Annotated in this window: 23 protein-coding genes; 19 read left to right on the top strand and 4 right to left on the bottom strand. The window is 62.2% G+C overall.

Translation table 11 applies throughout. The features are described 5' to 3' along the window. The 3 genes from ACP92_RS15055 to ACP92_RS15045 all read left to right on the top strand — a co-directional run bounded on the left by ACP92_RS15055 (nt 1) and on the right by ACP92_RS15045 (nt 3,741). The gene (locus tag ACP92_RS15055) at nt 1-951 is read left to right on the top strand and encodes a SphA family protein (RefSeq protein ID WP_048348585.1); all 951 of its coding nucleotides are present in this window, start codon (nt 1-3) and stop codon (nt 949-951) included. A gap of 11 nt (nt 952-962) precedes the next feature. Further along, on the top strand, nt 963-2,186 hold the full coding sequence (locus tag ACP92_RS15050) for an MFS transporter (protein ID WP_216666011.1): 1,224 nt from the start codon (nt 963-965) through the stop codon (nt 2,184-2,186). Between the two features lie 106 nt (nt 2,187-2,292). Beyond that, nucleotides 2,293-3,741, top strand: a complete 1,449-nt coding sequence (locus ACP92_RS15045; RefSeq protein ID WP_013234962.1) for an amidase — start codon at nt 2,293-2,295, stop codon at nt 3,739-3,741. Between the two features lie 84 nt (nt 3,742-3,825). Here ACP92_RS15045 and ACP92_RS15040 read toward each other — a convergent pair whose 3' ends face one another. Further along, nucleotides 3,826-4,626: an outer membrane protein assembly factor BamD gene (locus ACP92_RS15040; protein ID WP_013234961.1), complete on the bottom strand. Its 801-nt coding sequence runs from the start codon at nt 4,624-4,626 to the stop codon at nt 3,826-3,828. Nucleotides 4,627-4,739: 113 nt separating this feature from the next. On the opposite strand from ACP92_RS15040, the gene ACP92_RS15035 reads away from it, so the two are divergent. Further along, a complete protein-coding gene (locus ACP92_RS15035; protein ID WP_013234960.1) occupies nt 4,740-5,852 on the top strand; it encodes an RluA family pseudouridine synthase in 1,113 nt (370 codons plus the stop codon). Between the two features lie 12 nt (nt 5,853-5,864). Continuing rightward, complete coding sequence (gene pgeF / locus ACP92_RS15030; RefSeq protein ID WP_013234959.1) at nt 5,865-6,611, top strand: peptidoglycan editing factor PgeF; 747 nt, start codon at nt 5,865-5,867, stop codon at nt 6,609-6,611. 70 nt (nt 6,612-6,681) lie between these two features. Here pgeF and ACP92_RS15025 read toward each other — a convergent pair whose 3' ends face one another. Continuing rightward, nucleotides 6,682-7,575 (bottom strand): LysR substrate-binding domain-containing protein, encoded by an 894-nt coding sequence (locus tag ACP92_RS15025; protein WP_013234958.1) that lies wholly within the window; start codon nt 7,573-7,575, stop codon nt 6,682-6,684. A gap of 199 nt (nt 7,576-7,774) precedes the next feature. Between ACP92_RS15025 and ACP92_RS15020 the strand changes: the two genes are divergently transcribed. Then, nucleotides 7,775-8,557: a sulfite exporter TauE/SafE family protein gene (locus ACP92_RS15020; RefSeq protein ID WP_048348583.1), complete on the top strand. Its 783-nt coding sequence runs from the start codon at nt 7,775-7,777 to the stop codon at nt 8,555-8,557. After that, on the top strand, nt 8,554-8,814 hold the full coding sequence (locus tag ACP92_RS15015) for a hypothetical protein (protein ID WP_041310946.1): 261 nt from the start codon (nt 8,554-8,556) through the stop codon (nt 8,812-8,814). The genes ACP92_RS15020 and ACP92_RS15015 overlap by 4 nt, the downstream gene beginning before the upstream one ends. A 152-nt stretch (nt 8,815-8,966) precedes the next feature. Here the strand turns inward: ACP92_RS15015 and ACP92_RS15010 are convergent, their stop codons facing one another. Then, the gene (locus ACP92_RS15010) at nt 8,967-9,236 is read right to left on the bottom strand and encodes a hypothetical protein (protein WP_041310944.1); all 270 of its coding nucleotides are present in this window, start codon (nt 9,234-9,236) and stop codon (nt 8,967-8,969) included. Between the two features lie 57 nt (nt 9,237-9,293). Here ACP92_RS15010 and ACP92_RS15005 point away from each other — a divergent pair, with 57 nt between their 5' ends. From ACP92_RS15005 to phaR, 3 genes are all read left to right on the top strand, one after another. After that, nucleotides 9,294-11,117: a PHA/PHB synthase family protein gene (locus ACP92_RS15005; protein WP_041310942.1), complete on the top strand. Its 1,824-nt coding sequence runs from the start codon at nt 9,294-9,296 to the stop codon at nt 11,115-11,117. Between the two features lie 248 nt (nt 11,118-11,365). Next, nucleotides 11,366-12,106: a 3-ketoacyl-ACP reductase gene (locus tag ACP92_RS15000; protein ID WP_013234955.1), complete on the top strand. Its 741-nt coding sequence runs from the start codon at nt 11,366-11,368 to the stop codon at nt 12,104-12,106. Nucleotides 12,107-12,433: 327 nt separating this feature from the next. Further along, nucleotides 12,434-13,000 carry a polyhydroxyalkanoate synthesis repressor PhaR gene (gene phaR, locus ACP92_RS14995; protein WP_013234954.1) on the top strand — a complete coding sequence of 189 codons (567 nt, stop codon included), beginning with the start codon at nt 12,434-12,436 and terminating at the stop codon, nt 12,998-13,000. 276 nt (nt 13,001-13,276) lie between these two features. Here phaR and ACP92_RS14990 read toward each other — a convergent pair whose 3' ends face one another. Beyond that, entirely contained in the window at nt 13,277-14,137 is an 861-nt protein-coding gene (locus ACP92_RS14990; protein ID WP_048348582.1) for a LysR family transcriptional regulator, read from the bottom strand. Between the two features lie 102 nt (nt 14,138-14,239). On the opposite strand from ACP92_RS14990, the gene ACP92_RS14985 reads away from it, so the two are divergent. The 9 genes from ACP92_RS14985 (at nt 14,240) to ACP92_RS14945 (ending at nt 22,365) form a co-directional block, all read left to right on the top strand. Then, nucleotides 14,240-14,866 (top strand): FMN-dependent NADH-azoreductase, encoded by a 627-nt coding sequence (locus tag ACP92_RS14985; RefSeq protein WP_013234952.1) that lies wholly within the window; start codon nt 14,240-14,242, stop codon nt 14,864-14,866. A 15-nt stretch (nt 14,867-14,881) separates the two neighbouring features. Then, nucleotides 14,882-15,559 (top strand): AAA family ATPase, encoded by a 678-nt coding sequence (locus ACP92_RS14980; RefSeq protein ID WP_013234951.1) that lies wholly within the window; start codon nt 14,882-14,884, stop codon nt 15,557-15,559. 26 nt (nt 15,560-15,585) lie between these two features. Beyond that, complete coding sequence (locus ACP92_RS14975) at nt 15,586-16,452, top strand: AvrD family protein (RefSeq protein ID WP_013234950.1); 867 nt, start codon at nt 15,586-15,588, stop codon at nt 16,450-16,452. Between the two features lie 219 nt (nt 16,453-16,671). Next, nucleotides 16,672-18,048, top strand: coding sequence for a 30S ribosomal protein S12 methylthiotransferase RimO (gene rimO / locus ACP92_RS14970; RefSeq protein WP_013234949.1), 1,377 nt, complete (start codon nt 16,672-16,674; stop codon nt 18,046-18,048). Further along, on the top strand, nt 18,048-18,479 hold the full coding sequence (locus ACP92_RS14965; RefSeq protein WP_013234948.1) for a hypothetical protein: 432 nt from the start codon (nt 18,048-18,050) through the stop codon (nt 18,477-18,479). The genes rimO and ACP92_RS14965 overlap by 1 nt, the downstream gene beginning before the upstream one ends. Nucleotides 18,480-18,597: 118 nt before the next feature. Continuing rightward, nucleotides 18,598-19,776: a cystathionine beta-lyase gene (locus ACP92_RS14960; protein ID WP_013234947.1), complete on the top strand. Its 1,179-nt coding sequence runs from the start codon at nt 18,598-18,600 to the stop codon at nt 19,774-19,776. Between the two features lie 640 nt (nt 19,777-20,416). Next, nucleotides 20,417-20,734: a flagellar transcriptional regulator FlhD gene (gene flhD, locus ACP92_RS14955; RefSeq protein ID WP_008329990.1), complete on the top strand. Its 318-nt coding sequence runs from the start codon at nt 20,417-20,419 to the stop codon at nt 20,732-20,734. A 172-nt stretch (nt 20,735-20,906) separates the two neighbouring features. After that, nucleotides 20,907-21,509 (top strand): flagellar transcriptional regulator FlhC, encoded by a 603-nt coding sequence (gene flhC / locus ACP92_RS14950; protein WP_013234946.1) that lies wholly within the window; start codon nt 20,907-20,909, stop codon nt 21,507-21,509. Nucleotides 21,510-21,570: 61 nt separating this feature from the next. Beyond that, complete coding sequence (locus tag ACP92_RS14945) at nt 21,571-22,365, top strand: class I SAM-dependent methyltransferase (RefSeq protein ID WP_048348581.1); 795 nt, start codon at nt 21,571-21,573, stop codon at nt 22,363-22,365. Nucleotides 22,366-22,524 lie beyond the last annotated feature (159 nt).

Genomic DNA, 22,524 nt, shown 5'->3' with positions numbered 1-22,524 from the left:
ATGAATGACATCTGCTGCACCGGGCGCCGCGCCAGCGCCGCCGCTTGTTCCGCACTCTCCGTAGTCTGTCTTGGCGCGTTCTTCTCCCTGCCTGCGCAGGCGGTCGAGCGGGGCGCCACCATCACGCCCATCGGCATCACCGATTTCGGCGCGGGCATGCTGCCGCCGTCATCGCCTTTCGGCACCGTCGGCGTGCGGGCGTCCTACTATTCGGCCTCGACCCTCAAGGATGGCGCGGGCAAGTCCATCCCCAATGACTTCCACATCGACGTCAAGACGCTGGCCCTGGCCTACTTCTACATGACCGATGTCGAGGTGCTCGGCGCCAGGTTCGGTGTGGGTGGCGTGCTGCCCTTCATCGACATCAGCGGCGGGCTCAAGGTCGGCACGCCCGCAGGCCCCTTGTCGGTCTCAGGCCGGGATTCCGGCCTGGGCGACATGCAGGTGTTGCCCTTCATCCTGGCCTGGCAACTGCCGCCCAGCGTATTCGTCAATGCCGGCCTGATGATCCAGGCGCCGACCGGCGCCTACAGCACCAGCAAGGCCTTCAACGCCGGGGTCAATCACTGGACCTATTCCCCCTTTGTCGGGGCGACCTACATCACGTCCTCCGGCCTGGAGCTCTCGACCCAGGTGTCGCTCAATGTGAATACCGTCAACCCGGCCACGCGCTACCGCAGCGGCGTCGAATACCGCCAGGAGTTCGCCATCGGCCAGCACATCCAGTCCTGGACCGCAGGGCTGGCGGGGTATGTCTACCGGCAACTGAGCGATGACAGCGGCCCCGGTTCCGGGGACGGCAATCGCGGCCGAGTCTATGCGCTGGGACCCGCGGTGAGTTTCGCCCAGCCTGGGCTGCCGCTGGTCACGCTGCACGGCTATCAGGAGTTCGGTGCGCGCAATCGCGCCGAGGGCTACAACCTGGCGCTGCGCCTGGCCATGACGTTCTGAGGAGGATCACCATGCACGCCTCGCTGTTCCCTCGTTCCGTGGCCGGACCACGGCAGGGCCTGGTCATCCAGCTGGCCAGCAGCCTCACCATCATGGGGTCGGTCATGATCGCCCCGATGCTGCCCAAGATCACCGCCGAATTTGCCGCCGTCGAAGCGGACGCGCTCACGCTGGCGCCCTTGATCGTGGCCGGGCCGGCGCTGGCCATCGCCCTGTTCGCGCCCGTGGCCGGCATGCTGGCCGACCGCTTCGGACGCAAGTCCATGCTGCTGCTGGGTTGCCTGCTGTATGCGCTGTTCGGCGCGCTGCCGGTGCTGCTGCATGAGCTCAGGCTGATCCTGTTGAGCCGCCTGCTGTTCGGTTGCGCCGAAGCGCTCATCATGACCTGTTGCACCACGCTCATTGCCGACTACTGGCCGCCGCGTGAGCGCATGCGCTACATCAACCGCCAGGTGATCACCATCGGCGTGGTGGGCGCCTTGTTCTTCGTCATTGGCGGTGTGGCCGGGGAGGGCTCGTGGCGCACGCCTTTCCTGCTGTATCTGACGCCGCTGCTGATGCTGCCCGCCATCGCCGCCTGGCTGTGGGAGCCGGATCGGCGCCAGGAAGACAGCCATGCCGCGCCTGCCCTGAACGGCGGGGTGCGGCGCACCGTGTTGACGGCCTGCTTCCTGATCTTTGCCGGCATGGTGACCTGCTTCGTGGTGACGGTGATGACGCCCACGGTGCTGGTCATGCGCGGCGTCACCTCGACCTCGCTCATCGGTGCGGCGGCCGGCCTGGCCATCCTGTGTACCTTGATCGGCTCGATCGCCTGGCCCTTCGTGCGTGAGCGCATCGGCGTGGCGGGCGTCAATGCCTTGCTGCTGGGTTGCATGGCCGCAGGGCTGTGCGTGCTGGCCTTGGCGCCGTCCTATGCGGTCGTGCTGGCGGCGATGGTGCTGCAGGGGGTGGGCGCGGGCTTCCTGGTCTCCAATGCATCCTTGCCGCTGTTGCTGGGCTTGCCGCCGCATCTGCGGGCGCGCGGCGTGGGGGCGTTCACCGCCTGTCTCTATCTGGGCCAGTTCGCCAGTCCGCTCATCATCACCGCCATCGCCCAGCCGCTGGGCGGCATGCCGGCCGGGCTGGCCAACGCCATCCTGGTCTGGGCCCTGCTGACGATGGTGCTGGCGCTGGTCTGGCTGGTGGTCGGCCTGCGCCATGCGCGGCTGCAGTCGGGGCCAGTGGCGCACTGAGTGCAGGCGCTTGCGCGCATTTCCTGATTTTTTTCGCTGTTTTCTTTCACTGTTGCGCGATGTCCGCCGGGCGTCGCGCACCTCTTTGCACGAAAGCGATCCATCCATGCATACCGTCTCTTCTTCTTCCCTGGTCCGTCCGCAGGATGGACTTGATCTGGCCCAGCGCATCGGCCAGGGTGAACTTTCTCCCGGCGAGGCATTGGCGCAGGCCATCGAGCGCCTCGAGCAGGTCAATCCTGCGCTCAACGCCGTTGCCGAGAAGCTCTACCACCTGGGTGAGCAAAGCGTGGCCCAGGGCTTGCCCGATGGGCCTTTCCGTGGCGTGCCGCTGCTGACCAAGGATCTGTTTACGCCCTTGGCGGGCGCCAGGATGAGCAATGGTTCGCTGCTGCTCAAGGACAATGTCATGCCGGTCGACGCCGAGCTGGTGACGCGCTTGAAGAAGGCCGGCTTTACGATCTTCGGCACCACCACGTCGCCTGAATTCGGCACCTCCTATACGACCGAGTCGCGGCTGTTCGGCGCCACCCGCAATCCCTGGTCGCTGGATCATAGTTGCGGTGGTTCCAGTGGTGCGGCGGCGGCGCTGGTGGCCGCGCGCGTGCTGCCCATTGCGCACGGCAACGATGGCGGCGGCTCGCTACGGGTGCCGGCCTCGGCCTGCGGGGTGTTCGGGCTGAAGCCCTCGCGCGGACTCATGCCGATGGGGCCGTTGGCTGGCGAGGGCTGGGCGGGCATGAGCACCAGCCATGTCATGAGCCTGTCGGTGCGTGACAGCGCCGCCGTGCTCGATCAACTGGCGGGGGCCGATCTGGGCGCGCCCTATGCAGCGCCGCATTACCGCCAGAGTTTCCTGGCGGCGGCCACCGGCGCTGCGCCGCAGGGCTTGCGTATTGGCCTGGTGACGCATCTGCCGCCCTGGCCCACCCATCCTGACTGCAGCGAGGCCGTGCAGAGGACGGCGGCGCTGTGCCAGCAACTGGGCCATCATGTGGAAGAGACCTGCTTGCCAGTGGATGGACTGGAGTTCTACGACACCGTCTTCACCATCATCGGTTCGCAGACCCGCAACCTGATGAACCTGCTGGCGCGCATGGCGGGCCAGCCGCTGGACGAGCAGGCGCTGGAAGCGCGCCACCGCGTCATCCTGCGCGACAAGGGCCAGCTGTCAGGGGCTGACTATGCGGCGGCGGTGGATTACCTGCATGCATTCGGACGCCGCATGGCCGAGCTGATGCAGCGCTATGACCTGATCCTCACACCGACCATGGCGCAGCCACCGGCGCGCATCGGCGCCCTGACCGTGCGGGAGGAGCAGTCCGTGGCTGAGCTGATCCACACCTTCCATGGTTTTTCTCCCTTCACGGCGCTATGCAACGCCAGCGGCCAGCCGGCCATGTCGGTGCCGCTGCACTGGAACGACCAGGGCTTGCCGATCGGTTCGCACTTCTGCGCCGGCTTTGGCGACGACACGCTGCTCTTGGCCGTGGCCGCACAACTGGAGCAGGCCGCGCCCTGGGCGCATCGCCGGCCGCCAGTCTGCGCCACATGAGGTGAGCGGCACGCGCAGAAACGAAAAACCCCTGTCGGCAGACAGGGGTTTTTTGTGGGGCAGGCCAATCCGGTCGAGGGGCGCTTACCAGAGTTTCCACCAGGGCTTGGACTTGGGCTTGGGACCGCCGTTGTACCAGGGGCTGTTGGGGTAGGTGGCCTGGATGATGCGCTCGGTGTCTTCCTTGAGCTTGGTCTGGCCTAGCGCCTCGTAGGAGCGCATCAGGATGAACAGCGCTTCTTCGTTGGCCGGCGAGTCCGGGTATTGCTTGATGGCCGACTGGGCGCGGTTGGCGGCCGAGACGTAGGCGCCACGGCGGAAGTAGTAGCTGGCCACGTGGACGTCGTACTGGGACATGGCGTTGACCAGGTATTTCATGCGGGCAATGGCGTCCGGGGTGTACTTGCTGTCCGGGAAACGTTCGGCCAGCAGCTTGAACGAGTCGAAGGCGTCACGCATGGCCTTGGGGTCGCGTTCGGTGTTGTCCTGGTCGGTGAAGGTATCGAAGATGCTGGTGCGGTCATTGAAATTGATCAGGCCGCGCAGGTAGTACATGTAGTCCACATTGGGGTGGTTCGGGTGCAGCTTGATGAAGCGGTCCACCGCCGCCAGGCCTTGCGCCTGCTCGTTCTGGCGGTAGTAGGCATAGGCGATGTCCATCTGGGCCTGCTGCGCGTAGGTGCCGAACGGGTAGCGCGATTCCAGCTTCTCGAAGTACTTGATGGCCTTGTCGTAGCCGCCGGCATTCAGTTCGTCCTTGGCTTCCGAGTATAATTTCGCGGCAGACCAGCCGGTCGTCTCGTCCTTTTGTTCCGGCAAGAGGCCGCAGGCGGTCAGCGAGAGGGCAAAACCGATGATGAAGAACTTCAATAAGATTTTGTGCATGACTCTTGTGTGCTTGTCTGGGACTTATCAGTTGTGCATGGCGCTGTGCGCCTACCCGAGCCGGCTGCATCGATACCCGAAATACAATCAACCCGATCCGGCGATTATAGCTGATGTCACGTAAGAAACCCCTTCAGATTACAAATGGCGATACGCCAGTCCATACCGACCTCCCGCAGGCGGACGATTTCGATGACGCCCACGATGGCGACGAGATCGGCCCCGGCCTGGAGCCACTCACCCTGCGCCTGGACGACGAGGTCATCGGGCAGCGTCTGGACAAGGTGCTCTCGGGCTTGCTGCCCGAGTTTTCCCGCAGCCGCATCCAGCAATGGATCGAGGATGGCCATGTGACCGTCAACGGCGCGCCGGCCAAGGCCAAGATGACCATGCTGGGCGATGAGCTGGTGGAGGTGGCCCCGCAGTCCGTGCCGTCCGACCAGCCCTATGGCCCCGAGCCGATGGCGCTGGACATCCTGCACGAGGACAAGGCCCTGATCGTCCTGAACAAGCCGGCCGGCCTGGTGGTGCATCCTGCCGCCGGCAACTGGAGCGGCACGCTCCTCAACGGCCTGCTGCACCACTGCCCGGCGCTGGCCAAGGTGCCGCGCGCAGGCATCGTGCACCGGCTGGACAAGGACACCAGCGGCATCATGGTGGTGGCCAAGACCCTGGCCGCCCAGACCGATCTGGTGCGTCAGCTGCAGGCGCGCAGCATGAAGCGCCAGTATCTGGCCCTGGTGTGGGGGCTGCCACAGCTCTCCGGCACCATCAATGCGCCCATGGCGCGTCATCCGCGTGACCGCATCAAGATGGCGGTGTCGCAGAGCATGCGGGCCAAGCCCGCAGTGACCCATTACCGTCGCCTGGCCACTGGCGAGATCGATCGCAAGCCGGTCAGCCTGATCCATTGCCGCCTGGAAACCGGGCGCACCCACCAGATCCGGGTGCACCTGCAATCGCTGGGTTTCCCGCTGGTGGGCGATGCGCTCTATGGCAAGCATCACCTGGTCTCGGTCTTCCCCCGCCAGGCCTTGCTGGCCGGGCGCCTGGGACTGCTGCACCCGAGCACGGGCAAGTTCCGCCAGTGGGCGGCGCCGCTGCCCGAGGATATCGTGGCGCTGCTGCAACGCGCCGGCATCGACCCGGCGCTGGCGGTCATCCCCGAGATGAGCGACGAGCCCGACGAGGTCATCAGCGATGATGACTTCGATGACGACTATTGAGGCGCCCGCCCCATGGAATTGCTTCTTCCCGACTGGACTGCGCCGGCCAACATCGGCGCGCTGACCACCTTGCGCGCCGGCGGCTTCAGTCCTGCCCCCTATGATGACGGGCAGGGCGGCCCCGGCCTGAACCTGGGCTTGCATGTGGAAGACGATGCCGCCCTGGTGGCGCGCAATCGCGCGCTGCTGGGCCGGCTCTTGCCCAGCGAACCGGCGTGGCTCACGCAGGTGCATGGCGTGACCGTGCTCGACGCCGCCGCGCTGCCCGATCAGCCCACCGCCGATGCCTGCATCAGCAGCACCCCCGGTGCGGTGTGCGTGATGATGACGGCCGACTGCCTGCCGGTGCTGTTCTGCGACCGCGCCGGCAGCGTGGTCGGTGCGGCCCATGCCGGCTGGCGCGGGCTGGCGGCCGGAGTGCTGGAGCAGACCGTGGCCGCCATGCGCGCGCGCGGTGCGCAAGAGATCATGGCCTGGCTGGGTCCGGCCATTGGTCCGGGTCACTTCGAGGTCGGCGGCGAGGTCAGGCAGGCTTTCGTGGCGCAGCAGGCCGCAGCGGCCGCCGCTTTCCGCGATTATCCGGGCCGTCCCGGCAAGTACCTGGCCGACATCTACCAGTTGGCGCGCCAGCGGCTGGCCGCCGTGGGGGTGACCGAGGTCAGTGGCGGCGGCCTGTGTACCGTGGCCGATACGCGCTTCTATTCCTACCGGCGCGACAAGACCACGGGGCGGATGGCCTCGCTGGTCTGGCTGAAGTGATCTGATCCGGTAAGACTGCAGCGATCATCAGGGCGGAGGGCGGCTTTCACAGCCGCCTTTTTTCATGGGCTCAGGGATGGGCCTGCAGCGCCTGGATCAGTTCGCGGGTGGGGCCGGGCAAGCCCTCCAGTCCGCGTACGCAGATCAGCAACTGGCGTCGGCTCCAGCCATCGGAGAGCGGGATGGCGCGGATATCCATGTGGGGCGTGCTGGCCAGGGCCGCTGTCTCCGGCAGCACGGCCACGCCCACCTGATGCTCGACCATGCGGCAGATGCCATCGAAGCTGCGCAGGCGCACCCGGTATTGCAGGCGCTTGCCGGCGCGGGTGGCGTGGCCCGAGAGATGCTGCTGCAAGGCGCTGTCGCCGGAGAGGCCGACGAAATCCTCGCCCAGCAGTTCGGCAAAGGCCAGCGACTTGCGGCGCGCCAGGGGATGGCGCTTGGACAGCACTGCCACCAGGTGGTCCTGGCGGAAGGGATAGGTCTGCAGCGGGCCGCTGTCGGTAGAGTCGGCAATGATGCCGACGTCGGCCACGCCATCGATGACGGCCTGCACCACTTCATAGCTCAGCTTTTCTTCCAGCTCGATATCGGTATGCGGGTGCCGCGCCAGGAAGCGCGCCAGCACTTCCGGCAGGAACTCGGTCATGGCCGAGGTATTGCACAGCAGGCGGATGTGGCCCTTGAGGCCGCGCGCGTACTGGCCCAGTTCATCACGCAGTTGTTCCATCTGCTGCGCCATCATGCGCGCATGATGCGCCAGCGCCCGTCCGGCGTCGGTGGTCTGCACGCCGCGCCGGCCCCGTTCCAGCAAGGGTGTGCCCAGCGCGTCTTCCATGTTGCGGATGCGCGCACTGGCTGAGGCCAGCGCCATGTGGGCGCGCTGCGCTCCGCCGGTGATGCTGCCGCTCTCGACGATGTGCAGGAACAGGCGCAGGTCGGATAGTTCGAATCGGTTGCTCATGGAAGAGGGGGGAGGAAGGGACGGGAGGGATCAGCCTTCAGTCTTCAGCCTTCAGCCTTCGCCTTGGCCGAAGGCTGGCTAAGTGTATTCCACATTTCCAGTCGGCGCGAGGACTGGCAGACTGGTAAGCCTTCGAAGACGTGCCAGCCTTCCAAGCCTTCTCAACCTTTCCGCCGCAGGGCGCTTTTCCATTTTCGTCATGAGCAGCTTCCTTTCCAGCATCGACATGAGCGCTACCGTGCTGGCCGCCAGCCTGGCGGTGTTCCTGCTGGCCGGCTTCGTCAAGGGGGTCATCGGCCTGGGCTTGCCGACCGTGGCGGTGGGCTTGTTGAGCCTGATGATGCCGCCGGTGCAGGCAGCGGCCTTGCTGATCGTCCCGTCCATGGTGACCAATGGCTGGCAGTTGCTCACCGGCGGCGCCTTGCGCGCGCTGGTGCGGCGCCTGTGGACGCTGCTGGCCGGCATCGTGCTGGGAACGCTGGCTGGCGGCAGCTTCATGAATGCCGATGGCGGCCGCCGCGCCATCATCGTGCTGGGCCTGGCGCTGGTGCTCTATGCGCTGGCCGGACTGGCTTCCTGGACGCCGTCCGTGAGTCCGGCGCAGGAGCAGTGGTGGTCGCCGGCGGTCGGGTTGGCGACCGGGCTGGTGACGGCAGCCACTGGTGTGTTCGTCATTCCCGCCGTGCCTTATCTGCAGGCGCTGGGACTGCCGCGCGAGCAACTGATCCAGGCGCTGGGATTGTCCTTCACGGTCTCCACGCTGGCGCTGGCCGTCAACCTCGGGCAGGGCGGAGCCTTCAGCGGTGGCGTAGGCTGGGCTTCGCTGGTGCTGCTGCTGCCGGCGCTGCTGGGCATGTCCATCGGTGCGCGCGTGCGCGGCCGGGTGCAGGCGGTGACTTTTCGGCGCTGCTTCTTCATCGGATTGCTGCTGCTGGGCCTGCATCTGGCCTCGGCACTGCTGCGCCAGGGAGGTGCTGCGTGAACGCCTTGCCCCTGCCTGCGGCCTGGAAGATCGAGGGGCCGCGCGAGCGGCAGCCCAACGAGGTCCATGTGTATGCCTACCTGGAGGGCAGCATGATCGCCATGCTTGACTGTGAATTACGCGAAAGTGACATCGTGCAGTTACGTATGGCCTATGTCTCACCGCCCTGGCGCGGATCGGCCGTCTTGCGCGACATGCTTGCCGTGTTGAAACACCGCTATCGTCGCATCGACCTGCGGCGGAGTCTGAAGAACTGAGGAAGAACTGAGGAAAAACTGAGTTTCTGGATCGAAGGCGGAGGATGTTGCGCTGCGCAAACCGGCCTGCGACAAGGGCTTTGGACGTATGCCGCTCAATTGCCGGGCAGCAGTTTTGTTAGTCTTTAGGACTATCCATCACTGCCCGCCATTCAGCGCGGCGGTGTCTCGGTATCTTGTCCGCCGTCCTGGTGCTCGCGTTTCATCGTGCTGTCATATCCGGCCTCTTCCTTGCGGCCAGCTTTCAATTTCGCTTTCTTTTGACGATTCCGCTTGCGTTGCGGCGTACCCATCAGGTATAAAACAACGGTCAAGGGAAATATCCCGTACAGCAGGAAAGTGGCTACGCCAGCGACTGCTGACTGTTCGGTGATCGACATCATGAAGACGACGTAGAGCCACGCGATAGCGACGATGTACATGGTGATATGGCGCTTCGATACAAACCGTAAAGATACGCGAAAATTGCAGATCCGAGCATGAACAAGCAGAATCCGCAGCAACCCTCTCCCGATGTATCCGCGTGGCTGGCACAGATGTCCGATCCGAAGTTCTGGACCGCTCTGCAGTCGCAATTCCAATCCCAGTTCGCCCCATTCAAGCCGCCGGCCCAGGCTTTCCCTGGCTTTGCCGCCATGGGCGCGCCGCCGGCCGGCAGCCAGGTCGATCCGACAGCGTTCCTCAAGCAGCTCGCTGACAACGGTGCGACCATCGACCCGGCCGAACTGGTGCGCCTGCAGCAGGACTATACCCAGCAGTTCGGTGCGCTGTGGCAATCGATGCTGGCGGCCAAGACACCGGCCATCACCGACCGCCGCCTGTCGGCCCCGGCCTGGCAGGAGCATCCCTACTTCGCATTCCAGGCTGCCGCCTACCAGCTCAATTCCCGCTTCCTGCTGGCCCTGGCCGATGCAGTGCAGGGTAGCGAGAAGGTGCGCCACAAGCTGCGTTTTGCAGTGCAGCAGATGATCGATGCGATGTCGCCGGCCAACTTCCTGGCCACCAACCCGGTGGCCCAGCAGAAGATCCTCGAGACGCGCGGCGAGAGCCTGACCAAGGGCATCGCGCAATTGCTGGCCGACCTGCAGAAGGGCCACGTCTCGCAGACCGACGAGACCGCCTTCGAAGTGGGTCGCGATGTCGGCGCCAGCGAAGGTTCGGTGATCTTCGAGAACGAGCTGTTCCAGCTGATCCAGTACAAGCCGCTGACCAAGACCGTGCACGAAGTGCCGCTGCTGATCGTGCCGCCGTGCATCAACAAGTTCTACATCCTTGACCTGCAGCCGCACAATTCGCTGGTGCGCTATACGGTGGAGCAGGGCCATACGGTGTTCCTGATCTCCTGGCGCAATGCCGACGCCGCCGTCGAGACCGCCACCTGGGACCAGTACGTGGACGACGCCGTGGTGCGTTCCATCCATATCGTCCAGGAAATCAGCAAGCAGCCGCAGATCAATGCCTTGGGCTTCTGCGTGGGCGGCACCATCCTTTCCTGCGCGCTGGCCCTGCTGGCTGCGCGTGGCGAAGACCCGGTGGCCAGCCTCACGCTGTTGACCACCTTCCTCGATTTCTCCGACACCGGCGCCATCGACGTCTACATCGACGAGATGCAACTGGCCCTGCGCGAGCAGATGATCGGCCAGCGCGGCCTGATGGCCGGGCGCGATTTTGCCAGCGCCTTCTCCAGCCTGCGTCCCAATGACCTGCTGTGGAACTACGTCGAATCCAATTACCTCAAGGGCGAAAAGCCCAGCGCCTTCGACCTGCTGTACTGGAACGCCGACAGCACCAATCTGCCGGGCCCCATGTTCTGCTACTACCTGCGGCACATGTACCTGGAGAATGCGCTCAAGGAGCCTGGTCGCCTGACGGTGGGCGGCGAGAAGATCGACCTGCGCAAGATCAATGCGCCGGCCTTCATCTACGCTTCGCGCGATGACCACATCGTGCCGTGGAAGTCGGCCTATGCCTCGCTGGGCCTGATCAACACCGCCAAGCGCAGCAACAACCGCTTCGTGCTGGGCGCGTCGGGCCACATTGCGGGCGTGATCAATCCGGCGTCCAAGAACAAGCGCAACTACTGGATCAACGACAAGGCCAAGGCCGGCAGCGGTGCCGACGCCTGGCTGGCGGGCGCCACCGAGCATCCCGGCAGCTGGTGGGGGCAGTGGGCGGCGTTCCTGGCCAAGCATGGCGGGCGCAAGGTGGCCGCGCCCAAGGCAGCCGGTTCCACGCGCTACAAGCACATCGAGCCGGCCCCGGGCCGCTACGTCAAGGTCAAGGCCGACCAGCTGGCGGCCTGAAGCAATCAGCCAGCCGGCCAGGGGAGGGACCAGAAGCCGGCGGAGATAAAAAAGAGGGCGGTGACCCGGCCATTCCGGAGCCGCCGGCAGAGAGAGACGGCCAGCGCCGCATCCGCGGCGGCGCAGGTCGGACCAATACAGGGAAGCCAGTCAAGACGCGGCCTCCCGACCAATGCGGCGCACAGCAGACGCGAAACAGGGGTGCAGGGTAGTACCCCAATAATCACCATCCAATAAGGAGGCAGCAAATGAGCAAGCGTATCGCATATGTGACCGGTGGCATGGGCGGCATCGGGACCGCTATCTGCACCCGTCTGTGCAAGGACGGTTACACCGTGGTGGCCGGCTGCGGCCCCAACTCCACGCGCAAGGACAAGTGGCTGGCCACGATGCGCGAACAGGGCTTCGATATCCATGCATCCGAAGGCAACGTCTCCAACTGGGAGTCGACCAAGGCCGCCTTCGAGAAGGTGCGCGCCGAGATCGGCGAAGTGGACGTGCTGGTCAACAACGCCGGCATCACCCGCGACGGCCAGTTCCGCAAGATGAGCAAGGATGACTGGGACGCCGTCATCGACACCAACCTGAACTCGCTCTTCAACGTCACCAAGCAAGTCATCGAAGGCATGTGCGAGCGCGGTTTCGGTCGCATCATCAACATCTCTTCGGTCAACGGCCAGAAGGGCCAGTTCGGCCAGACCAACTACTCCACCGCCAAGGCCGGCATCCACGGCTTCACCATGGCGCTGGCGCAGGAAGTGGCGACCAAGGGCGTGACCGTCAACACCGTCTCGCCGGGTTACATCGGTACCGACATGGTGCGCGCGATCCGTCCGGAAGTGCTGGAGAAGATCGTCTCGGGCATCCCTGTCAAGCGCCTGGGCGAGCCGGAGGAAATCGCCTCCATCGTCGCCTGGATCGCCTCGTCCGAAGGCGGCTACGCCACCGGTTCGGACTTCTCCCTCAACGGCGGCCTCTACATGGGCTGACCGGCCGTAGCTGGATGGGGCCGGACGCGGTGCATCGCCGCATCCGGCTTCTCACTGGCGGGGATTTTCTCCGCCAGGCATGAATGGGCTCCCCATTTTCTTGTCTTCCCCCCTATAATGGCCTGCGTTGCTGCCCTGCAAAAAGCAGGCGGCAAGTTACGCCACGGCGGAGCAAGCTGCAACAGAGCAGGCAACACAGTAGAAGAAGCAAGGAGAGGGCAAGATCAATGCCCCGGACGCCCGCGGGTCGGGAACGCAGCGACGCGGCCCGCAACCGCTGCAAACCAAGGCCGTCAAACGGCTGTAATGAGAGAGACTGGACTTCAGATGACTACTGCAAAAAATTCGGCAGATCGCTTGATCAAGAAATACCCCAATCGCCGTCTTTACGACACCCAGACCAGTTCCTACATCACCTTGACCGACGTCAAGCAGCTGGTGCTGGACAATGAGGAATTCACCGTCGTCGATGCCAAGAGCGGCGACGACCTGACCCGCAGCATCCTGTTGCAGATCATCCTGGAAGAAGAGTCGCATGGCGTGCCGATGTTCTCCAGCGGCGCGCTCTCGCAGATCATCCGCTACTATGGCCACGCCATGCAGGGCATGATGGGCAACTACCTGGAAAAGAACATCCAGACCTTCATCGACATCCAGAACAAGCTGGCCGAGAACTCCAAGGGCTTCTACGAGGGCAAGCCCTTCAGCCCGGAGATGTGGACCCAGTTCATGAACGTACAGGGGCCGATGATGCAGGGCATGATGAGCAACTACATCGAGCAGAGCAAGAACCTGTTCATCCAGATGCAGGAGCAGATGCAGAGCCAGACCAAGAACATGTTCGGCACCTTCCCCTTCGGCAATCCCGGCGCCGGTCCGGACCAGAAGAAGTAAGCTTTCATTCTGCCGGTACCTGTTGGTGCCGGCAGAGCTTCAGTACCTTGAAGCGAAGCATGATGCAGCGATGACCTTGCCGTGATCGGCCCCATCTTATGGCATTTCTCAGGCCCGCATTGCCAACTAGTTCATTTCCTCGAGTAGTGAAGCTCCTTGTCTGCCTCGTCAGCATAAAAGCAGGTAAAGGCTCCGGAAGTGCAAACAGCGCGCCAGCAAGTTCGCGCCGACGCGTAACTCACCCGAACGAAAACATTCCGCACAATGTTGGTCTGCTCAGAAGTTGTGGGCTTGCGACTGAATCAGGTCGATCAGAAAGTCCGCCGTCGCGCGGATGCGCGGCGCCCTGCGAACGTCGGAATGCATGACCAGATACAAAGGGCAGGGTGGTGGAGTCTCCGGCATGGGAATAGCTACCAGACGAGTGTCTTCTGCCACCATGAATCGCGGCAAAAGCGCCAGGCCGATCCCGGACATCGCAGCGTGACACATGGCGCGAATGTCATTGGTCCGCAGCGCATATCGGCGTTGGTCCACCTGACTCTCCAGCCAGGCCTTCTGTCTACAGGGGCTTTCCTGGTCAAGTCCGATGAAGCTGCGCTCTGATTCCGGCCGCTCCAGCCACGCTGGAATGCCATAGACACTGTAGCTCACATTGCACAACATCCGCGCTACCAGCAGCGGGCTGACGGGTTCGCCCATGCGTAACGCGATATCCGCTTCGCCGCGCGTCAAGTCGACGCCTCGAGCCTCCCCGATGACCTCCAGCTCGATATCGGGATATTTTTCCTGAAAAGCAGGAAGGCGCGGAACGAGAAAATCGCTCATCAGGATAGGTGGTGCCGACACGCGCACCTTGCCCGATAGCGTTGTGTTCGCCAGAGCGGCGCGCCACAGCGAATGCATTTCCACTTCCAGCTGTTCAGCCTGCTTGGACAGTTCGGCGCCTTCCGTGGTCAATACCCATCCCCGCGCCAGGCGGTCAAACAGTTTGACTCTCAGCGTCTTTTCGAGATTGCCAACGTGGCGTGCGACCGTCGAATGTTCGACCTTCAGCACCCTGGCCGACGCGGACAAACTGCCCTCCCGGCTCAAGGTCAGAAAGTATCGGACATCGTCCCATTGCAAGGTATTCATCGGGGTATTTATGCACACAGAGTGGCGTTTTTTTGGGAATTCCTTCGAGGAAATCATTGCATTAAAGTTAAGGCTCGATTTTATTCAAGGAGGATTTGCAGCATGAAGATTTTGCATATCAATTCGTCGTCTCGTGGTGCAGACAGCCGTTCGTTACAGCTTACGGAAGTGTTCCTGCGTGAGCTGGAAAAGCACAAGGCCATTGAAGTTGATCGTTTCGATTTGTTCTCCGGCGAGCTACCGGCGTTCGGCGAACTGGCCGTCGGTGCCAAGATGGCGATGTTTACCGGTGCCGAGGCGACCTCTGAACAAAAACATGCATGGGCCAGCATCAAGGCTGTGTTTGATCGGTTTGCGTCTGCCGATGCCTATGTGATCAACGTGCCCCTCTGGAACAACGGGCTGCCCTATGTCCTCAAGCAATTCATCGATGTCGTCACCCAGCCGGGCTGGGCATTCGGCTTCGATCTTGAGAATGGATACAGCGGCCTGCTGAAGAACAGGAAGGCTTGCATCATACATGCCAGCGGTGTGTATCACCCTGGCATTCCGACGAACTTTGGATCGGACTTTAGTACCCCCTATCTGACCGACTGGCTGAAGTTCGTGGGGATAGAGGAAGCAGATATCCACCAGATTCATTATGCGCCTACGGTCGTCAATGCTGATCTTGAGGGGATCCGGCGGCGAGTGGAACATCAGGCTGCCAGTATCGCTTCCTACTTCTGACCCGGAGGCAAGCACATGCGCCTGGGCATAACAGGAACCTACTCGTCAGGCAAGACGCTGACCTCGCTCGTGCTCAGCCACTACCTGGCGTTGCCGCGCACTGAGGCGCGCACCATGCGCGAGATCCTTCCCGAAGCAGCGCCAGGGAAGGATCTCGACCAGTGCACCTCACTGGAGTTGATCCAGATGATTGTGATTCGTCACATGGAGCGAGTCGTTCATGAGCATGACCGGTCACCCGATTTTGTATCGGACGGATGTTCGCTGCAGGAATGGATCTACGGCAGCGTGCGCGTGGCCTATGGCATCAATCCGAATGCGTCGATCAGTCTGCAACCCGGCCAGCGCGTCGCACGCACCGACGAACTGGCCTACTTTGAAGCGGTCATGGCCGAGTTAGGGAAGGTCTTTAAGCGGCACGTGAAAAAATCCTTCGACCTGTTCGTGCACCTGCCTAACGAACTGCCACTTGCCAAGGACGGGCATCGTCCAGTCAATGAGCTATTTCGTTCGGCGTCGGATGACCTGCTTAAGGCGACTTTTGACGAATTGTCGATTCCTTATTACATGATTGGCGGTTCCATCGAAGAGCGCGCCAATCGCATCACCAGCATTCTCGGACGAAAGCCTGTCATGCCTATCTCCGATGCGATCGCCATGGCCCAAGCCAGATACAGCCAACTGATCATGTAATTTACCTTTATTTGCGGACGGCAAATATGTCATTCAGTTACTACCAATCGATCGACGAATTTTTAGGCGCCCGTGAATCGCGGTATTTCGGGTGTGGCTACGTAAATACTAGGCAGGTGATGTCGAACTTTGCGTTGGAGGAAAAGGACGATGTTCTGAACTTCTCATGCATCGGTTCGGTGCTCCTGCCGGAAGTCTGGTCGGAAAAGGGGGAGAGCAGGCAAAAGCCCCATCTCAGCAGCATCGATGCCATTGAGTTCGCCATCCTGTGCCTGGGCAGCGTATTTCGTCAGGTTTTTCCTGAAGATGAATTTTCCCTTGAACTGGTTGAAAAAATGGAGGTGTTCGCTGGAAAAGAGCCAGTGGAAGAGTCCCTGGACGCGATCACGCTCCATGGAAGTATTCGGGAAGCCCGACCGGGTGCCTATGTGCTGGAGATGGGTATCTCCAGCATGAGAGTCAGTCTGGTTTTTTTCCACGAGAAGCGTAGGAGCCAATTTGGCGTCGGCCAGGAAAAACAAGCGATCGTCATCAATGAGCTGATGCTCAATCAGGGGGCGCTCAACGCCTCTGCGATCGTGTCACCGGAACGCAAAAATACGGCCGAGAGCTGGGCGCTGTCGAGTTGCTTTGCCGCTGGGCTTCAATTGGGACAAGTGCTGTTGTACAAGCTGGATAATCTTTCTCGTGAAACCAGCAGTACGCTATGGATGCGCCGGCTCTCAATCGATATTTTCCCGGGTATTCCGGCGCTGGACATGCCGCAACCCATCTACGCCAAGTTGAAGAATGTCAAAAAACTGAAGATGGCACATCAAGACTGGCGGTGTGCCACCATCTCGTCCCTCATGTGCAACACCCGTATCGATTGTGACGTTGCTCATAAGATTTGATGCGTGGCTGCATGGCTGATGTGGCCCTAGGTCTACATGGTCGTCCTAGGCCAATCCCATGACTGGGACCACGGCGATCGCCGTCAAGAGAGGACAGAAACGGGCAAAAGCGAGCGCCGGGTAGCGGACGATGTACAATAGCGCCCTGATTTTTAAAGCCTTTTTCGCTTTTTCCGTCTTTCCGGCCGTTTCCCGGCCCGTCTCATTGAGCCATCTGCCATGTCCAACCCGTCTTCTCCTGCTACCCCGGCCCTGCCCAAGGTCGGTTTCGTCTCCCTCGGCTGCCCCAAGGCGCTGGTCGATTCCGAACAGATCCTGACCCAGCTGCGCGCCGAAGGCTACGATACCGCCAAGTCCTATGACGGCGCCGACCTGGTGATCGTCAATACCTGCGGCTTCATCGACGCCGCCGTGCAGGAGTCGCTGGACGCCATCGGCGAAGCCCTCAACGAGAACGGCAAGGTCATCGTGACCGGCTGCCTGGGCGCCAAGAAGGATGCCGAGGGCGATGACATCATCCAGAAGATCCACCCCAAGGTCTTGGAAGTGACCGGCCCGCACGCCGTGGGCGAGGTCATGCAGGCAGTGCACAAGCACCTGCCCAAGCCGCATGCCCCCTTCATCGACCTGGTGCCGCCGCAGGGTGTCAAGCTCACGCCCAAGCACTTTGCCTACCTGAAGATTTCCGAAGGCTGCAACCATCGCTGCAGCTTCTGCATCATCCCCTCCATGCGCGGCGACCTGGTTTCGCGCCCGATCGCCGATGTCATGCTGGAGGCCGAGAACCTCTTCAAGGCCGGGGTGAAGGAATTGCTGGTGATCTCGCAGGACACCAGCGCCTATGGCGTGGACGTGAAATTCCGCACGGGCTTCTGGAACGGCAAGCCGGTCAAGACCCACATGACCCAGCTGGTCGGCGCGCTCGGCGAACTGGCCCAGCAGTACGGCGCGTGGGTGCGCCTGCACTACGTCTACCCGTATCCGCACGTGGACCAGATCATCCCGATGATGGCCGAAGGCAAGATCCTGCCCTACCTGGACGTGCCGCTGCAGCACGCTCATCCTGACGTGCTCAAGCGCATGAAGCGTCCGGCCAACGGCGAAAAGAACATCGAGCGCATCCAGGCCTGGCGCGCCATGTGCCCGGACCTGACGATCCGTTCCACCTTCATCGCTGGCTTCCCGGGTGAGACCGAGGCCGAGTTCGAGTATCTGCTGGACTTCCTGAAGGAAGCCGAGATCGATCGCCTGGGCTGCTTCGCCTATTCGCCCGTGGAAGGTGCGACCGCCAACGAGATCGCCAATCCGGTACCCGAAGAAGTGCGCGAAGAGCGCCGCGGTCGCGTCATGCAGCTGCAGGAAGAAATCTCCAAGAAGCGCCTGCAAGCCAAGGTCGGCAAGACCCTGCGCGTGCTCATCGATGAGGTGGATCGCAACGGCGGCACCGGCCGCACCTATTCGGATGCGCCCGAGATCGATGGCGTGGTCTACGTGAAGCCGCCTTTCGAGCCGCATCGCAAGCTGGAAGTCGGCCAGTTCGTCGATGTGCGTATCACCGCTGCCGACGCCCACGATCTGTGGGGCGCGGCGGAGTGATGGGGAGTCTGATGTTGCGGCGTGGCCTGCTGGCGGCTGCGCTGGCGCTAGTGAGCGCTACGGCGCCCGCGCCCTCGGAGGCCGCTTCATCCGGCCCGGCGGCCAATGCTGCGGAGGGCTCCCTGCAGCAGACCTTGATGACGCACGCCCTGGTGTTGCGCGGTCAGATCGATGGGCGGGAGATCCAGCTCTCGCTGCAACCCAAGAAGAATGAAGATGGCCTGGAAGGGCGCTACTTCTTCTTCGGCGGTTCCCCCGAGATCCTGGTGGCGGGGGAGGTCGACGGCGACGATCTCATCATGGAAGAGTCGGTCAACGGCAAGGATGTCTCTGGCCAGTGGGAAGGGCGCCGCCAGGGCCAGTCCATCACTGGCACCTGGTCCAGCGCCGACGGCGCGGTCACCAAGCCTTTCGCTCTGCAATTGCCCTGAGTCCTGCCTGAGGGCGTTTCTACCGGGCCGAGCGCCTTCCGGCGCCGGCGCGCTGCGCGTATAGTGAAGCCTTTGCGCGCAGCTTCCTGCTGCGCCTCTCGTTTCCAGAGGCAGACTCGTGTCCGACCCCAAGCAGACTTCCCTTACCCCGCAAACTTCGCTGGTGCACAGCAGCTATCGCGCCCCGGATGGCTTCGAGGCCTTCCCGGTGGGCATCCACCACGCTTCCACCGTACTTTTTCCCGATGTCGCCGCCATGCGCTCGCGCGACTGGCGCGAAAAGCTCGGTTACACCTATGGCCTGCATGGCACACCGACCAGCTTCGTGCTGGAAGCCCGCCTGGCCGAGATCGAAGGCGGCAAGTATTGCCGCGTCACGCCCAGCGGGCTGGCGGCCATCGCCATGGTCAACTTCGCTTTCCTCAAGAGTGGCGATGATGTGCTGCTGCCCGACAATGTCTATGGCCCCAGCAAGGATCTGGGCCAGTGGCTGGAACGCGATTTCCAGATCACGGCGCGCTTCTATGATCCGATGATAGGCGAGGGCCTGGCCGAACTGATCCGCCCCACTACCCGCCTGGTCTGGACCGAAGCGCCCGGCTCCGTCTCCATGGAAGTGCCGGATATCCCGGCCCTGTGCCGCGCGGCGCATGCCAAGGGCGTGCTGGTGGCCATCGATAACACCTGGTCCGCCGGCATCGCCTTCAAGGCCTTCGAGCACGGCGTGGACATCGTCATGCAAGCCGTCACCAAGTACCAGTCCGGCGGCTCGGACGTATTGATGGGGGCGGTGATCGTGCGTGACCAGGCGCTCAATGAAAAGCTGGAGCTGGCGCACATGCGCCTGGGCTTCGGCGTGGGCATGGACGACGTCTATATGGTGCTGCGCAGCCTGTCGTCGATGCGCCTGCGTTTCGAGGCGCATGATGCCGCTGCGCGCAAGGTGGCGGCCTGGCTCAAGCAGCGCCCGGAGATCGTGGCGGTGCTGCATCCGGCCTTCGAGGATTGCCCTGGCCATGCGCATTGGAAGCGTGACTTCAGCGGCGCAGGCGGCCTGTTCTCGGTCATCTTCGATCCGCGCTATGTCGAGGCGCAGACCGACCGCTTCGTCGACAGCCTGCGTCTGTTTAAGATCGGCTACAGCTGGGGCGGGGCGCACAGCCTGTGCGTGCCGTACCGGATGAAGGGCATGCGGCGCGCCTGGATGCGCGAAGGACAGCTGGTGCGCTTCAATATCGGCCTGGAATCGCCCGAGGACCTGATTGCCGATATCGAGCAGGCGCTGGCGCGGCTGTAAGGCGTTGTGTCTGCTCCGCTCAGCTCAGTTCAGTTCTGTTCAGCTCGCTGGGCGGCGGGTTTGCCGCCCAGAAATTGAATAAAGGTAAATGTTGCTTCTTATCGTCGTTTTAAGCCCGGCTGTGTGGTCATAGAATGGTAGTCATTCTCGATGCCGGTCGGATTTGTGGCGGAAAAAGCGCAAGCGCTTGTAAAAAAACGCAAGTTTTCTTAAGTGTTGGCGACCCAGCCGGTACATTGAGCGCAGCTGTTGATGCATCAGGAACAAGGTTTTTGTGGCTGAGCTAGTCGCCCTGCAACAACAAGCGAGCCGGATCGCCTCATAATTTACACTGTGTTTCGTTATCGGGAAGACAAGTTTAAAACGGCATTTCAGGCTAGAAATCTTTTGATCAGGAAATTCCTGATTGGCGCTGAAAGTCACAGTCGGACTGAATTGTTCAGAAGAAATAAGAAAAATATATAGGAATAATCTCAAATTTGTAGGACAAATTCCTACGAATCGCACTGGTTCGGCGCTGACGAAAAATACCGACCAAGTCTAATTTCCCGCCTGTCCTGCCCCCCTCAGAATTGGCTTGCAGTCAAGTAAATGTAACCGACTGTAAGCGATGCAAGATTCTTACCGAGGTGGGGTGCAAATGAATACCAACGACATGATGGCGGAAATCCGCGACGCCAACCTGAGCTATCTCATGCTGGCGCAGCAGATGATCCGATCCGACAAGCCGACAGCGATTTTCCGCCTCGGCATCAGCGCGGAGATCGCCGACCTGATCGAAGGCCTGTCCAATGTGCAGATCATGAAACTGGCCGCGACCAACATGATGTTGACGCGTTTCCGTTTCGACGATGGCGCCATCCTCGGTATGCTGACCAATTACAACAAGGACAAGAGCCTGGCCCAGTCGCATGCGGCCATCCTGATGGCCTGTCAGCCCAGCGAACAAATTTCGTAAAACAACAAGACGAGCAGGGCCGGCGTGTCTAGGGGATGTACACGCGCCGGAGGGAGAAGACGTTCAGTAGCAGTTCGATGTTTGTGTCTTGAATAAAAGCCTGAAGCTGGCTGCATAGAGCAGCGGGTTGGGGTCAGGCAGTTTTGTTACGAAATCACCGGGGGGTAGCAGCATGGCTAAGAAAAGCGTTGTCACAGAGGCGCAGGAAATTCAGTTGGCCATAGAATTGATCAACCTGGGGGCACGCCTCCAGTTGCTTGAGTCCGAGACGTCGCTGTCGCGTGAGCGTCTCTTGAAGTTGTACAAGGAATTGAAGGGCGTTTCGCCGCCCAAGGGCATGCTGCCGTTCTCGACGGATTGGTTCATCACCTGGCAGCCCAATATCCATTCTTCGCTGTTCATCAACATTCACCGCTACCTGGTGGAGCATGCGCGCATCAGTGGCATCGAAGCCGTGATGAAGGCCTACAAGCTCTATCTGGAACAGGTCGGCCAGAACGACGCCGGTGAGCCGGTGCTCTCGCTGACCCGTGCATGGACGCTGGTGCGCTTCTTCGAAAGCAAGATGCTCATGACCACGCCCTGCTGCAAGTGCAATGGCCACTTTGTCGTGCATCGTCTGGACCTGCACCAGGATTACCTGTGCGGTCTGTGCCACATGCCTTCGCGCGCTGGCAAGACCAAGAAGGCCAAGGACGCTGTGGTGCTGGGCTTGGCCGAAGCGGCACGGCCGCTGGCTGCTCCCGTGGCCGTGCCGCTGGCTGCGGTCGCCTGAGGGAGCTGCGCATTGCAACGGCCCCGGCAGGTCGCATCCGCAATAGGGGCCGTTTGAACTGATGTCCGAACACCAGAACCACGTCGGCGCACGCCGCCGTCCGCTGCGGCAGGCGCCGGCCATTCAGGCGCTGTTGCTGTTTGTGCTGGGCCTGATCGGGGCCAACCTGATCGATGTGCTGTGCCAGCGCATGGGCCTGTCGGCTTTTTCCTCCATCGAGATTTCCCTGCTGCATGGCGTACTGGCCGCGTTGGCCGCGCGCCTGCGCCGCATGGCGGTCTGGTGGTGGGTGATCCTGCTGGTGTTTCCGCTGGCGGCGCTGGGGGTGGGGCGGCTGCATTTGCCCTCGTGGTTGTTCCTGGCGGTATTCCTGTTCATGCTGCTGCTGTTCTGGTCCACCTTCCGCAGCCAGGTGCCGTTCTATCCCTCGGGGCAGGCGGCCTGGGATGCGGTAGCGGGCTTGCTGCCGGCGGACCGGGCGATCCGCTTCCTGGATATCGGCAGCGGCCTGGGCGGCGCGGTGCTGGACCTGGCCCGCCGGCGCCCCGAGAGCGAATTCATCGGCATCGAGATCGCCCCCTTGCCCTGGCTGGTCAGCCGCCTGCGCGCCGCACTGGGGCGGCATCGCTGCCGTTTCGTGCGGGGTGATTATCTGTTACTTGATTTTGCTGACTACGACGTGATTTTTGCCTACCTCTCGCCCGCCGCGATGGTGGCGCTGTGGCGCAAGGCGCGCGCCGAGATGCGGCCCGGTTCCCTGTTGCTAAGCTATGAATTCCATATTCCTGGTGCCACGCCGGACGTGGTGATCCAGCCAGAAGGGGGCGGGCCGGTGTTGCATGGCTGGCGGATGTAGCGGATGTTCCGGATGTTCCGATGGCCGGGGGAGGGGCTGCGAGACGTAACGTCTTAAGTTTGCCCATCTTTGACCGTAAATCAAAAAGGAAGAGCGTTTTTCGGATATGTATTCCCTCATTTGCTTGATTGGAATACCTGTAATCTGATGAACGTGAAA

Source organism: Herbaspirillum seropedicae (assembly GCF_001040945.1).
Classification (GTDB): domain Bacteria; phylum Pseudomonadota; class Gammaproteobacteria; order Burkholderiales; family Burkholderiaceae_D; genus Herbaspirillum; species Herbaspirillum seropedicae.
This window is presented reverse-complemented; position numbering and strand designations above follow the sequence as displayed.

Excerpts from the sequence above, each read along its gene's own strand:
- ACP92_RS14975 (WP_013234950.1), top strand. The coding sequence starts at position 15,586 with ATGTCATTCAGTTACTACCAATCGATCGACGAATTTTTAGGCGCCCGT.
- ACP92_RS14985 (WP_013234952.1), top strand. The coding sequence starts at position 14,240 with ATGAAGATTTTGCATATCAATTCGTCGTCTCGTGGTGCAGACAGCCGT.
- ACP92_RS15010 (WP_041310944.1), bottom strand. The coding sequence starts at position 9,236 with ATGTACATCGTCGCTATCGCGTGGCTCTACGTCGTCTTCATGATGTCG.
- ACP92_RS14990 (WP_048348582.1), bottom strand. The coding sequence starts at position 14,137 with ATGAATACCTTGCAATGGGACGATGTCCGATACTTTCTGACCTTGAGC.
- ACP92_RS15045 (WP_013234962.1), top strand. The coding sequence starts at position 2,293 with ATGCATACCGTCTCTTCTTCTTCCCTGGTCCGTCCGCAGGATGGACTT.
- ACP92_RS15055 (WP_048348585.1), top strand. The coding sequence starts at position 1 with ATGAATGACATCTGCTGCACCGGGCGCCGCGCCAGCGCCGCCGCTTGT.
- ACP92_RS15040 (WP_013234961.1), bottom strand. The coding sequence starts at position 4,626 with ATGCACAAAATCTTATTGAAGTTCTTCATCATCGGTTTTGCCCTCTCG.
- flhD (WP_008329990.1), top strand. The coding sequence starts at position 20,417 with ATGAATACCAACGACATGATGGCGGAAATCCGCGACGCCAACCTGAGC.
- ACP92_RS15035 (WP_013234960.1), top strand. The coding sequence starts at position 4,740 with ATGTCACGTAAGAAACCCCTTCAGATTACAAATGGCGATACGCCAGTC.
- ACP92_RS14980 (WP_013234951.1), top strand. The coding sequence starts at position 14,882 with ATGCGCCTGGGCATAACAGGAACCTACTCGTCAGGCAAGACGCTGACC.
- ACP92_RS15005 (WP_041310942.1), top strand. The coding sequence starts at position 9,294 with ATGAACAAGCAGAATCCGCAGCAACCCTCTCCCGATGTATCCGCGTGG.
- ACP92_RS15000 (WP_013234955.1), top strand. The coding sequence starts at position 11,366 with ATGAGCAAGCGTATCGCATATGTGACCGGTGGCATGGGCGGCATCGGG.
- flhC (WP_013234946.1), top strand. The coding sequence starts at position 20,907 with ATGGCTAAGAAAAGCGTTGTCACAGAGGCGCAGGAAATTCAGTTGGCC.
- ACP92_RS14945 (WP_048348581.1), top strand. The coding sequence starts at position 21,571 with ATGTCCGAACACCAGAACCACGTCGGCGCACGCCGCCGTCCGCTGCGG.
- rimO (WP_013234949.1), top strand. The coding sequence starts at position 16,672 with ATGTCCAACCCGTCTTCTCCTGCTACCCCGGCCCTGCCCAAGGTCGGT.
- ACP92_RS15050 (WP_216666011.1), top strand. The coding sequence starts at position 963 with ATGCACGCCTCGCTGTTCCCTCGTTCCGTGGCCGGACCACGGCAGGGC.
- phaR (WP_013234954.1), top strand. The coding sequence starts at position 12,434 with ATGACTACTGCAAAAAATTCGGCAGATCGCTTGATCAAGAAATACCCC.
- ACP92_RS15020 (WP_048348583.1), top strand. The coding sequence starts at position 7,775 with ATGAGCAGCTTCCTTTCCAGCATCGACATGAGCGCTACCGTGCTGGCC.
- pgeF (WP_013234959.1), top strand. The coding sequence starts at position 5,865 with ATGGAATTGCTTCTTCCCGACTGGACTGCGCCGGCCAACATCGGCGCG.
- ACP92_RS15025 (WP_013234958.1), bottom strand. The coding sequence starts at position 7,575 with ATGAGCAACCGATTCGAACTATCCGACCTGCGCCTGTTCCTGCACATC.
- ACP92_RS14965 (WP_013234948.1), top strand. The coding sequence starts at position 18,048 with ATGGGGAGTCTGATGTTGCGGCGTGGCCTGCTGGCGGCTGCGCTGGCG.